Annotated in this window: 10 protein-coding genes; 6 read left to right on the forward strand and 4 right to left on the reverse strand. The window is 54.0% G+C overall.

What is annotated here, in order from left to right; translation table 11 throughout:
* Positions 1-173 precede the first annotated feature (173 nt).
* Both ACG98I_RS06375 and ACG98I_RS06380 read left to right on the forward strand, forming a co-directional pair.
* The gene (locus tag ACG98I_RS06375; RefSeq protein WP_394719588.1) at positions 174-1,349 is read left to right on the forward strand and encodes an MFS transporter; all 1,176 of its coding nucleotides are present in this window, start codon (positions 174-176) and stop codon (positions 1,347-1,349) included.
* Between the two features lie 347 nt (positions 1,350-1,696).
* On the forward strand, positions 1,697-3,607 hold the full coding sequence (locus ACG98I_RS06380) for an MFS transporter (RefSeq protein ID WP_394719539.1): 1,911 nt from the start codon (positions 1,697-1,699) through the stop codon (positions 3,605-3,607).
* On the opposite strand, the gene ACG98I_RS06385 is transcribed toward ACG98I_RS06380, so the two are convergent.
* Positions 3,558-4,631 carry an arsenic resistance protein gene (locus ACG98I_RS06385; protein WP_394719538.1) on the reverse strand — a complete coding sequence of 358 codons (1,074 nt, stop codon included), beginning with the start codon at positions 4,629-4,631 and terminating at the stop codon, positions 3,558-3,560. The genes ACG98I_RS06380 and ACG98I_RS06385 overlap by 50 nt on opposite strands.
* 805 nt (positions 4,632-5,436) lie before the next feature.
* On the opposite strand from ACG98I_RS06385, the gene ACG98I_RS06390 reads away from it, so the two are divergent.
* Positions 5,437-5,814 carry a HigA family addiction module antitoxin gene (locus ACG98I_RS06390; protein WP_394719537.1) on the forward strand — a complete coding sequence of 126 codons (378 nt, stop codon included), beginning with the start codon at positions 5,437-5,439 and terminating at the stop codon, positions 5,812-5,814.
* A gap of 3 nt (positions 5,815-5,817) precedes the next feature.
* Here the strand turns inward: ACG98I_RS06390 and ACG98I_RS06395 are convergent, their stop codons facing one another.
* The gene (locus ACG98I_RS06395) at positions 5,818-7,185 is read right to left on the reverse strand and encodes a DUF4185 domain-containing protein (RefSeq protein ID WP_394719586.1); all 1,368 of its coding nucleotides are present in this window, start codon (positions 7,183-7,185) and stop codon (positions 5,818-5,820) included.
* 111 nt (positions 7,186-7,296) lie between these two features.
* On the opposite strand from ACG98I_RS06395, the gene pcp reads away from it, so the two are divergent.
* Entirely contained in the window at positions 7,297-7,926 is a 630-nt protein-coding gene (pcp, locus tag ACG98I_RS06400; RefSeq protein WP_394719536.1) for a pyroglutamyl-peptidase I, read from the forward strand.
* Positions 7,927-7,938: 12 nt separating this feature from the next.
* On the opposite strand, the gene ACG98I_RS06405 is transcribed toward pcp, so the two are convergent.
* Positions 7,939-8,577, reverse strand: a complete 639-nt coding sequence (locus tag ACG98I_RS06405) for a mismatch-specific DNA-glycosylase (RefSeq protein ID WP_394719535.1) — start codon at positions 8,575-8,577, stop codon at positions 7,939-7,941.
* A 234-nt stretch (positions 8,578-8,811) separates the two neighbouring features.
* On the opposite strand from ACG98I_RS06405, the gene ACG98I_RS06410 reads away from it, so the two are divergent.
* Entirely contained in the window at positions 8,812-9,912 is a 1,101-nt protein-coding gene (locus ACG98I_RS06410; protein ID WP_394719534.1) for a PRC and DUF2382 domain-containing protein, read from the forward strand.
* 192 nt (positions 9,913-10,104) lie between these two features.
* Here the strand turns inward: ACG98I_RS06410 and ACG98I_RS06415 are convergent, their stop codons facing one another.
* Positions 10,105-11,451, reverse strand: a complete 1,347-nt coding sequence (locus ACG98I_RS06415) for a dicarboxylate/amino acid:cation symporter (RefSeq protein WP_394719533.1) — start codon at positions 11,449-11,451, stop codon at positions 10,105-10,107.
* 174 nt (positions 11,452-11,625) lie between these two features.
* Between ACG98I_RS06415 and ACG98I_RS06420 the strand changes: the two genes are divergently transcribed.
* Positions 11,626-12,321 carry a PIG-L deacetylase family protein gene (locus ACG98I_RS06420; RefSeq protein WP_394719531.1) on the forward strand — a complete coding sequence of 232 codons (696 nt, stop codon included), beginning with the start codon at positions 11,626-11,628 and terminating at the stop codon, positions 12,319-12,321.
* Positions 12,322-12,395: the final 74 nt, after the last annotated feature.

Consider the following 12,395-nt stretch of genomic DNA (forward strand, 5'->3'; position numbering starts at 1 on the left):
CGCTCCTTGAAGGGGTGAATCTTTATCTAGAATGTATCCTATCAGCGCGGTTGCATGATGCAATAAAGGGGGCTAGCTTATTATGCAGGCTATTTGCATGATGCAATTCGTATTTGAGAAGGAGAACCGTGCCCACAACTGAAAAGGTCAAACTTTTTACGCCACTCTTTGCCATGGGGTGGGTGGCCAATTTCCTGCAATTTTTGGTGTTCTACTTTTTGATCACCACGATGGCGCTGTATGCCATCAAGGAATTTGGCGCGAATGAAACGCAAGCTGGCTTTGCATCCAGCGCGATTGTGATTGGTGCGATCTTCTCCCGCTTCTTCTCGGGTTATATTATTGACCGCTTCGGCCGCCGCACCATCGTGCTGATTTCTGTCATCTGCACGACGATTGCCTGTGCGTTATACATCCCGATTGATTCTCTACCTGTGCTTTATGCCAACCGATTTTTCCATGGTGTGGGCTATGCCTTCTCCGTGACAGCGATTATGGCGATGGTGCAAGAACTAATCCCATCCCAGCGTCGATCTGAGGGCACCGGATACCTGGCGCTCGGTACGACCGTTTCTGCTGCTCTGGGCCCAGCCTTGGCGCTCTTCGTGCTGGGCGCATTCGACTATGACATGCTCTTTGTCGTCGTCTTAGGCATTTCCATTATTTCGTTGATCGCCTCAGTGTTCATGTACGTCCGCACTTCAGAGCCTGAACAAACTGGTGAGCCAGTGAAGTTTAGCCTGAAATCTATCGTGAACCCGAAGATCGTCCCTATCGGAATCTTCATTTTGCTCGTGGGCTTTGCCTACTCGGGCGTCATCGCGCACATCAATGCCTTTGCTGAAGAACGCAACGTCGTTGCTGGCGCTGGCCTTTTCTTTATCGCCTACGCAATCTCCATGTTCGTGATGCGCTCTTTCTTGGGTAAATTACAGGACCGCCGCGGTGACAATATTGTGGTCTACTTCGGCCTCATCTTCTTTGTTATCTCCTTTGTTGTCTTGTCTTTGTCCACTGCCAATTGGCATGTAGTTGTCGCAGGCGTCTTGGCTGGTTTGGGCTATGGCACCCTCATGCCAGCGGTTCAATCCATCGCCGTGGGCGTGGTGGATAAAAGCGAATTCGGTACCGCATTCTCCACGCTCTTCCTCTTCGTGGACATCGGATTCGGCTTTGGCCCCATCATTCTCGGCGCGGTATCTGCCTGGATTGGTTTCGGCGCCATGTATGCGGTCCTAGCAGGAGTGGGTGTTGTCGCCGGCATCTTCTACGTTTGCACCCACGCGCGCACCGAACGCGCAAAGTACGGTGTGGTCCACAACGTCGACTCCATGGTGCTAGCAAGTTAGATTTCTCATTGCTTCTTTGCGGCTGCGTGCCTTGAGCTTCCTCTTGGTTCAGGCACGCAGCTTTCTTTGTGCAATAGTTAAAAGATAAACCATACTTCGCTGCGATTTTGTGATTTAAGCTGCCGCAATGCTCCCCGGCTTATGTGGATGCAAAATTTCTGCTACCTTAATTGCTTGGCCACACAAGGCCATTGAAGGATTCGCGTTAGAGCTGCCTAGAGCAGAACTACTTCAGCTGAAGATCCTTCTCTTTTCATCTTCGACGAAACGACACGTGAAGTCCCCGGAACCAGGACTTCTGACACGGCACGCTCGAGCTACACACGCCTTAAATGTCAGGAGACTCCATGGATGCAACCACCCATGCCCACAGTGGGCCAAAACCTAAGTCATCCCCAGGCTGGATGATTACGATTGCTGCAGCCGCAGCATTTTTGGCCACTTTCAATGAAACTTTCCTCAACGTTGCCTTTGATCCCATCATGAGTGATCTCGGCGTAGACGTGAATACCGTACAGTGGCTGACCACCGGATATTTGCTGGTAGCTGCAGTGTTCGTGCCTGTCGCCAATGTGCTGTACCGCCGCTTTTCCACCCGTAATCTCTTCGTGGCAGTTACCGCCATCATGGTTATTGGTTCCGTTGTTGGCGCCATCGCACCAAACTTCGCAGTGCTGCTCATTGGCCGCTTGCTCCAAGCAATCGGCACCGGCTTGCTCACCCCAATCGGTATGAATATCACCCTCGCGGTTTCTCCCCGCGAAAAGCTTGGCATGAACATGGGCATCATGGCCGCGATGACCACCTTGGGCCCATCACTGGCCATCGTTCTATCCGGCGCACTGCTCACGATTGCCCCATGGCGTATCCTGATGTGGGTCTTTGGCGCACTCGTGCTTATCGTGCTGATTGCCGGTGCGGTGATTCTCTACACCGTTGTGGACCTTGGTCGCCCAGTCTTGGACGTAACTTCTTTCATTCTCATCGCGGTTGCCCTGGTGGGCATCCTTTATGGTGTGCACGCCGCATTTGGCGGCAACCTATTGGCGGCTGTTGGCATCTTGGTCATCGGTTTGCTCTTCCTGTGGGCATTTATCCGTCGCCAAAACCGCATTGATAATCCGCTGATTGACTTGCGTCCGTTCAAGTCAGCAGCTTTTAACCGCGGCGTCCTCATGACAATGCTGGGCTTGCTCTTCGTCTTCGCCATGAACGTGGTTATCCCTCTGTTTCTGCAAGCAGCACGCGGTACCGCGCCCATGGCGGCTTCTTTGACCTTGGCACCTGGCATTTTGTTGACGGTCGTCCTTGGCCCAATTGCAGGTCGGCTCTTCGACCGCTTCGGCGGACGTTGGTCCATCCCGCTCGGCTTCATCGTCATGGCTGTATTCGTAGCACTCGTCGGCGTTGCAGCAGGCCAGGAGTCCTTGCTGATCTTCGGCGCGCTCTACATTCCAGCTGTCCTGGCCACCGCATTCGTGATCGGCCCATCCCAGACTTTCGCGCTGTCACACTTGGACCAAGAATCCAGCCCGCATGGTGTGACCGTTATTTCCACCAGCTTCCAGATTGCCGGTGGAGTGGGCACTTCACTGGCTGCTGGTATCTATGGCATGGTCAGCGCCTCCCAGATCGAATCTGGCGTCAATGAAGTAGATGCGCTCATCACCGGTTTCCGCGGCGCAACCATCCTCGTTGTGATTACCTCGCTCATCGGCGTATTCCTGGCCATCCGCGCATACTCCGCACGCAAGCCACAAGTTGCTCAGACCTCCGAGGGCACCATTTCAGGACTGATGAAGGATGAGGTTTACACCGTTAATTCCTCAAATACAGTCTTGGAGACCCTGTACAAGTTCACTTCTCTGGGCATTTCAGGTGCGCCAGTCGTTGATAAGGACAACCGCCTCGTCGGATTCATTTCAGATGGCGATATCCTGCGTTACCTCTCTGCAGCTCACCCTTCCTCGGCGAATATCTACTCCTTCGCTATCGGCGCGGACGCTGACTTGGCGCAGGCCATGCAGGAAATCGGCGAGATTAACGTCATGCGCTTGGCAACCAAGGACGTGATTTCCTTGCCGCACACGGCCACGGTCGCGGATGCAGTAGCAGCGCTTTCCGATGCCAACCTGAAGAAAGTACCCGTCACCACCGATGATGGCGAGATGGTAGGAATCATTAGCCGTTCCGCTATTAACCGCCTGGCTATCGCAAGCTACCTTGAGGCTCATCACCAGGAAAAGCTTCCTGCTTAATCATCCGTGGTACTGCCTTAATCATCACCACCATGATGAGAAGCTCCACCAGAGTTTGAGTAACCACCACCAAGGGCGCCAAGTCGAATTCTGGGGGAAGCGCTAGAACCAGCGGCAAAATCACCAAAGAATTTCGGGTAACGCCGCTAAAGACAACCGCACGCCGGGCTGGAATATCCAGCCCGGCTGCTTTTGCGATCACAGCTCCCACGAAGGCCATGATGGCAGCGAATACAATATAGATAGGAATCACTGCGACCAGACGCGTAATTTCATGGGCCACGCCTGAAATCTGTGATGCCACGATGACAGCCAACGTTGCCATCATCAACAAAACCATGGCATCAGACATGAGGCTTGCGAGCCGCGTGCCCCATTTCCAGCGCTGCGCTGCCTGCTGCGTGAGTGCCGCCAGAATCAGCGGAACCACGATTAAGAACAGAAAAGCCTCTATGAAAGGCATGAAGTCTATGGCTTGGACGAACTCCGAGCCTACAATCAGCCACAAATAGACCGGCAGCATCACCATTTGTCCGAGCATCAAGAGGGGAGTGGCTGATAATAACTTCTCATGTGCGGCACCCGCCAGATGGCTAAAGACGATGACGTAATCCACGCACGGCACCAAGAGCACAAAGAGGACACCAATTAATAAGACCTGATCGCTTGCGATAAAACGCGTCAGAATCCACACAATAACCGGTGCGATAAGGAAGTTAATGCTTGTGATTACCAGCACAAAGCGGAGATCTTTAAAACTGGCCGAAATCCGGTTGAAGGGTACTGCTAGAAAGGTCGAATAGAGCAAAAGACCCAGGATAGGGTTGATTGCGGGCTCAAAAACCACCGAACTTTGTGGAACAGACAGCCCAATTATGGAACCGCCCACAAGCGCGGCCAAGTACATAAGGATCTGATTCTTCTCTAGCCACGCGATCATCCGGTTCTCCTTTTCAATACCGTTGATGAGTATATAGCTGAAAACAATCTCCAGTGCAGTTAGGTGGGTGGCATCTACCTGCACTTTGTCGTCTCTGTGGCCGTACGTAGGCGCAATGGTACTCAGCTGTGTACTTCCTGCCCATCAGGATTGCTGCACACTCAGCGGCTTTTCGCACATCGAATGTTGAGCCCCAGGATTGAGTTAATGGCGGTCTCGTAATTGCGGCAAAGAGACAAATCGGAATCTTGATCTCACATTCGCTCGGCGGCGTTCCTGACTGATTGTATGATGCAATCGATCTGCCTGCGGATATGTAATTATCGAGCAAGGCCGAAGTCGAAAACGAGATAAATATTGTAGAACATTCCTTGCGTTTTTCATCTCTCGAAAACCGGTCAAGTCTCGTAATTTCCAACCCCCATAAAGGGGGTATTTTGGCGCGAGTTTCGGCCGTGAGCTCTCGTATTAATCTGCGTTCTGGATTAAGCTCCACCGCATGTTTGAAACATAAATGGAAATGAACACGTTTCGATAACATCGTTGCGCTGTGCATGTTCGTGAATGTATGTAATCGCCTTTTCCCTATCCATTCCGCTTTTCTGGAATCCTAAAAATTCAACAGAGGATTACGTACTATCTTCGAATTTGCAATTCACTAACGTCCGGTTTAGGCGCTCAATGCTCGTTTGTAGATTTGAGCCCCTAAGTTCTGGAGGTGTCATCACGCTGGTTGGAAACCGCGTTATGTGCCCGTTATTGGACTTTAAATTTCTCGTTTATATTTCATTCAGATCAGGCTCAAATATATCCAAAAATTGCGGTCTGCCTGCTGTAACGCAATCGTTATAACGTGGCGGATTCCCCTAATTTCACTACGGTAGAAAACATGACGAACTCTTTTGAAGCTAAGCTCCACAAAGTTGATATGAAGGTAGATAAGCAGGTGCCCTCTTCGCTGCGCGAATTACTGCAGGAAGAATTCCTTGATCGCTTCGACATGAGCATGCCCGAGCTAGCGGCAGCCATCCGCATATCGGAAGACCAACTCGACGAAGCTTTGAACGGCAGTAACCCTCAGCTGCCAGAGCTCGCGCAACGCCTGGGTCGCTACTTCGGTACTTCCGGTCATTTTTGGATGTCTATTGTTACCCACCACTCTCTGGAAGTCGCCCGCCAAGAATTGGGCTCTGATCTTTATGAGATTGACCCTCATACTGACACCATCTTTGATGACGGCGAAGAATACGTCGCCGTCGCCGAATAGCGTCTAATCCAAAGGCACCACGCTGATATCAGCAGGCAGAGTTTCAGCCTGAGACTCAATCTGGTTGAGTTCAGTGCTTGGTGCTACCTCGGTCACCTCGAGAATATCTTGGTTCTCAATCTGCGCATCCTCACTCTGTGCATCCTCACTCTGCGGTGCCAACTGTAGGGTGCGCAGGGCTGGCGCTTCAGGGGTAATGCCGAAGAACTTATCCAGTCCCTTGACGTTGAATTGCGTGGAGTTATAACGCGAATCATCGTCGGTCTTCCACTGGGAGATCACCAGATCCATGTTGTCCAACGTGGAGCCCGGAACGATATACGCGCCATAGAGCTGCGAAAAGTTTGATTCATTCTGCGTCTGATTCCACGGCCCGGAGACGATGACATCGGCAGGCGAAATAGCATTCCAGTCCACATCGATGTCCTTGGAAATGCGAATTTCTATACTCATACGTTCTTCGTTAAACATCGCCAATACCCAATGCCCCTGGATATACCGCAAGTTCAACTCACCAGCGCGAACATTGGTGGACAAGATAGGCTTTCCAATCTTGCTTGTCCACTGGCCAGTATCCGGCTGGAAATATTCCCAGTTGCCATAGTTGGCAATGTCCTCAGGCTTAAAACGCTGCAGGTACACATCATCCTTGCGCTGGAATTGCGTCGAGGCCTGATAGATATAACCATCCGGGCCTTTCGCCCAAGAAATCAGGTTGGTCATGCCGCCGTTAAAGCCCGGGCGTTGATCACCAATCTTGTCCCAAGTTTGTCCATTATCAGTGGACTTCCAGATATGCGTTTGCAGCACATTGCCAATCCCTCGCACCCGCATGCCCTGCATATAGAGCGTGCCATCAATATTGATGATGTCTGAAGGAATGACGGTCAAAATGCCATCCTGAGGAATGTCCACCAATTCTTGGGCAATCTCGCCGTCATTGAGCGGGCGGAGAATCTTAATCCGGCCATTCTCCTTCGTTGCCACCACGCCAGGAATACGTATCCACGTGCCATTGCCCAGCTTATTTCCACGCCAGGAGTCACCAAAGATGATCGCGAACTCTTCGCCTTCTTCAAACTCTGTCATCACGCCCAAGTCACCCACGAGCAGACCGATTTCCTCAGACAGCCCTGGTCCCAGCAAATCACCGATGAGGGTGGTGTCAATACCAGGGGAGATGTCACTTGCGTGAGGCGTAGAAGTATCGCCGGAATTACCGGAAGAGCTCGACGAGCCAGAAGACCCCGAGGAACTTCCTGAAAATAGCGACGACATTGAACTTTGCGCACTCGCCACAGGGGCCAACGTGGCACTTAACGCGAATGCAGTCGCAGATGCAAGAACGGGAACGAGGAACTTTTTGCGCATCAAAATCTCCGGTGTGAAGTGAGTAGGGGGGAGGGAGTGAAAGTTTTAACTGAGAACAAACTAGCAGCTTAGTCGCTGCCACGTGCGTCTAGCTCACACTAGGGTGGAAGAATGCCCCGCACAATTCTGGTCACCGCTTTCGATCCTTTCGGCGGCGAAACACTTAATCCTGCCCGCGAAATCGCAGCCCAGCTGCCCGCAGAGGTGAACGGCGCGCGCATCATTACCCTCGACATGCCCACCGCTTTTTCTTCGGTGGCAGGGGTGCTTCAGGAGGGCATCGGCAAGCATCGCCCCGACGCCATTGTCTGCCTTGGCCAAGCCGGCGGCCGCCACGCTATCTCTGTCGAACGCGTGGCCATCAATATTGCCGACGCACCCATTCCAGACAACGAGGGCACAGTGCTTGCCGATGCCCCCATCAACCCCTCAGACCCCACCGCCTACTTTGCGACTTTGCCCGTCAAAGCCATGGTGCACGCCATTCGCGCCAGCGGCATTCCAGCAGAGCTATCCCATACCGCCGGCACATTTGTCTGTAACTACCTGATGTATACGGCGCTCGATATTCTTGCCGGAACCGAAATGCTGGCTGGGTTCATTCACGTGCCTTACATTCCGGCGCAGGCCAAAGATCCATCGCTGCCGCTGGATGACCTTGTCCGCGGCGTCACCGCAGCGCTGGAAGTCCTGACCGTCGATTCTGCGGCCGCTACCGATATTCGCGGCAGCCTGCACTAGCGCCCGAACATGCTACGCACTGCTCGGGTTTGTCGACTCCCACACTGCAGCCCATTTCTCACCCAAAGTTGCCACCGTCTCATGCGCATTCAAACCACTGGGCTGGGGAACCACCCACAACGCAACATCTTCTGGCCAGCCTTCCGGAAGCACATCTTGGCGCCCTAGCTTGGCCTTCTTCAACCCAAAAGCCTGCCGATACGCCGTGATTCCTGAAATCGCCACCGACTCCGGGCGCAAGGCGATGACTTTCTGGATCATGCGGGCGGCGCCATCGGCAAGCTGCTCTTTAGTCAGCTCATCCGCACGGGAAGTTGCCAATTCCGGAACAAAGTTAGTGACCCCAATCCTTTTCTCCGCGAACTCCTGCAAGGCTGATTCCGGCAAACCCGCCGAGGCGTCCACCAGGTGATCCATCACGCCACCAGCCTTCAGCGACGGCCAAAACCTGTTGCCCGGATGCGCGAAAGGGGCATTGACGGCCGCTGTCCACGGGCTCGGATTTACACCCACAATCAGCATCCGCAGGCGCTGCGTCTCATCAGCAGCGGGCACGATGTCATCAATTGGCTTGAGATGAAAACGCGTCAAATCTTTCTTAGTTGGTTTTGCTCCTTGCATGGGCGATGGGCGACGTGATTCAAACTTCATAACCACCATTGTGGCATCTTTATGAAGTTGTGACAGCCGCGCTGCGCTGCGACGACACCGCGTTATTCCCGAAAACGGCTGGTGCAGGGCGGCGAAAGTGCGCAAAACTACTTAGGCTCGGAATCAAGCGCTCGAAAGAAAGCAAATAATGCCCTGTCGGGAAGGGTCGATGCGAGCGCCAAACACATACACAAGAAACGAACTACCTCTTAGAAGAGGAAGGATAAATTCTTTATGTCTTTGAACGTCCGTGACCTACTTTCTGCAACTGCCTACGACAACAACGGCGACAAACTCGGCGACGTCAATGAAGTCTTCGTTGATGATGCCTCCGGTCAGCCGACCTTCGTCGATGTCAACCATGGCCTATTCGGAATGGGCAACTCACTGGTCCCGCTACGCGGGCACTCCGTTGATGGCGACTCTCTGACCCTGGGCTTTGCCAAAGATCGCATTAAGAACGCACCTGATTTCGACTCCGATAAGCCACTGACTCCACAGCAGCAAACCGAAATCTACGAGCACTACGGCATTTCCGAGGCTGCTGACGTCCAGGGCTACACCGGCGGCGAACGCCCTGAAGCAACCGATGCCACTGAAGCAGCCGAAGCAACCGAAACTTCCACGGCCGATACCAAGGCTGCTGGTGCTGGTGCAGCAGGTGCTGGCGTAGCTGGCGCGGGTGCAGCTGGCGCCGGCGTTGCTGGAGCTGGTGTAACTGGTGCTGCCGCAACCGATTCCGGCACCTCCGATTCCACGACCGACGAGGAACGCCCACGCCCAGACTTCTCAGATAACGTTCGCTCTGATGAAGCTGCCACTGCAGGCAACTCAGCCACCGAAACACCTGCGGCTTCCACAGCCGCTGCAGGAGCCGGGGGAGTCGCAGGTACTTCCACTGCTGACGGATCTGCGTCTGATGCTTCCACCAATGGCGCGAATAACAATGAGATGATTCGCTCCGAGGAGCATCTCAACGTCGATACTGAACGCGTCCAGACTGGTGAAGCACGTCTGCGTAAGTACGTGGTCACCGAGACCGAGACCGTTGAAGTCCCCGTTACCCGCGAGGAAGTCAAGGTCGAGCGCACCCCAATCGACCCTGATGACGCGTCCTCCCAAGCTGTATCGGGCGGCCTAGATTCCAACCTCACTGAAGAGGAAGCATCCGTCACCCTTCATGAGGAGCGCCCAGTAGTTAATAAGGAAACCGTGCCCGTGGAAAAGGTCAACCTTTCCGCCGAGCAAGTCTCCGATACCGAGCGAGTATCCGAGGAAGTCCGTAAGGAGCAGATTGAAGCCGACGGCATTGATGGCTTCGACGAGCAGAAGTAGACAACTACTGATTCCTTAGCCGAACCCCACGCTTGTGCGTGGGGTTCTTCGCGTCTGCGCCCTTCGCGCTCATAATCTCGTCCGCCCCTTCGACTTCGCGTGTGTTGGTGAGCGCGAAGGGCGCGCGGCGGGCGAAGACATAAAAAAGCGGCCCGCGCCGGTGATGGCGGGGCCGCAAAGATGCGGAATTATTTAAGCCTTGGATGGTGCGACGGCAGCTTCGATGCCATCGGCGGCTTCATCCCATACCTTTTGGTCAAGGATATCGGCGCGCTTAGCAACGATGGTTGCGGCGACAGACTGCCCGGTGACGTTAACGGCGGTGCGGCCCATATCGATGATTGGCTCAACCGCAAGCAGCAGTCCAACGCCGGCGAGCGGCAGCCCCAGCGTGGACAGCGTCAAGGTCAGCATGACGGTTGCGCCCGTGGTGCCGGCGGTCGCGGCAGAGCCGATGACGGAGACGAAAATGATCAGCAGGTAGTGCGTTATCGTCAACTCGATGTCATAGAACTGTGCGACGAAAATAGCGGCGATAGCAGGGTAGATGGAGGCACAGCCGTCCATCTTGGTGGTGGCGCCGAGCGGGATGGCGAAGGATGCGTATTCGCTCGGCACGCCCATGGAGCGCTCAGTCACGCGCTGGGTAACAGGCATGACGCCCATGGAGGAACGGGTGACAAAACCGAGGGAAAATACTGGCCAGACGCGCTTGTAGAAGTCCATGACCGGAATGCCGTTAAACTTCAGCACGGCTGGGTAGACCACAGCGATGACCAGGGCCAGTCCAACGTAGATGGCCAGCACAAACTTGCCCAAAGACCCCAGTGCATCCCAGCCATAGGTGGCTACAGCCTTGCCGATGAGTGCCGCGGTGCCGATGGGCGCCAGGCGAATGATCCACCATAGGATGACCTGGATGACCTTGAGGAAGGATTCGGTAAAGCGCAAGAATGGATCGGCCGCTTCGCCGGCTTTGACCGCAGCGATGCCAATGGCCAAGGAGATAACCAGCAGCTGCAGGGCGGCAAAGCTCAAGGAGACGCCATCATCGCTTGCCGATGCACTCAGCCCAATAAAGTTATCCGGAACAATCGACTCCAGGAATGCAGTCCACGAACCGACGCGAGAAGGATCGGCAGCGGAAGCAGGATCGACGGTGGAGTTAACACCAGGGCGCATGATGAGCGCGACAGCGATACCGATGAGAACGCTAAGGAATGCGGTAATCGCAAACCACACCAGTGTGGAAATTGCTAGCGCAGCGGCGTTCGCGACCTTGCGCAGATTTGCCACCGAGGTCACCACTGCAGCGAAGATCAGTGGCGGCACCATGACGCGCAGAAGCTGCACGTATGCGTTGCCGACGCCGGTGAGGAGATCTGATAGCCACTGCAGTGACATGCCGGAGGCGGTGAAACCTAAAATTAGGCCGATGATGAGACCGGCGAAGACCTGCGCACCGAATCCGGTTGCCCACTTTGGCAGCCCGGAGCGTGAGCCTTTAGTTGATTGCGAGCTCATTGTCTTAGTGGACATGCTCAGCACCTTTCATTTGTTTCTAGACTGACTAGTTTGATCTAAGTAGACAGACCAGTTTATTTGACTGCATCACTTTAGCTTTAAATTCATCTCAGCACAACGTCATGTGATGGGAGGGATATTTCAGGAAGGGAATGAGGCATCGGCAAGCAATGCGTAGGATGGGGAAATATGGAACTTGAGCTGCTAAAAACTGATGACATTGAACGTGTGCTGGTTGTTGTTGCCCATCCGGATGATGCCGAATATGGCTTGTCTGTTGCGGTCAATAACTTCACCGCTGCGGGCAAAGAAGTTGCCTACTTGTTGCTAACGGCAGGCGAGGCTGGTATCCGCGATATGGAGCCGGCGCAGACAAAAGCATTGCGTGCCGATGAACAACGAGCCGCCTGTGATGAAGTCGGCGTGGGACGCCTGAATATCCTGAACTTCCCGGATGGCGAGTTGCAATATGGCCTTGATGTCCGCAAAGTGGTGGCAAAGGAAATTCGCGAATTTCAGCCGGACACCCTCGCGATTATCAATTTTGAACTGTGGGCGCAGTGGGGCGTTAACCACGTTGACCACCGCGTGACCGGAGAGGTCGTTATGGATGCCATCCGTGATGCCGATAATCCGTGGACATACCGCGAATTGGACCTTGAGCCATGGAAGGCGGGCCGCCTGCTGATTTCTGGAAGCTCGACCCCGACTCACTATCTGCCGGTAACGGATGCGGATGTGCAGGCGGGAGTGCGTTCCTTAGAGCATCACAAAGTGTATTTGGAGGCGTTGCCGGACCATCCCAAGCCGGCAGAGTTTATTCCCGCAATGGTGGCCGGTGAGGACGGGGAGAGGGCCTTGAATCTACAAGTCGTGAATTTCTAAACCGCGATGTGAAGGGTCAGATTCCTTGGTTAGTCCTTTAGGTGGATATGCAACTTTCGGACGTGCATAAAAAT

This window comes from Corynebacterium sp. L4757 (genome assembly GCF_043673995.1).
Classification (GTDB): domain Bacteria; phylum Actinomycetota; class Actinomycetes; order Mycobacteriales; family Mycobacteriaceae; genus Corynebacterium.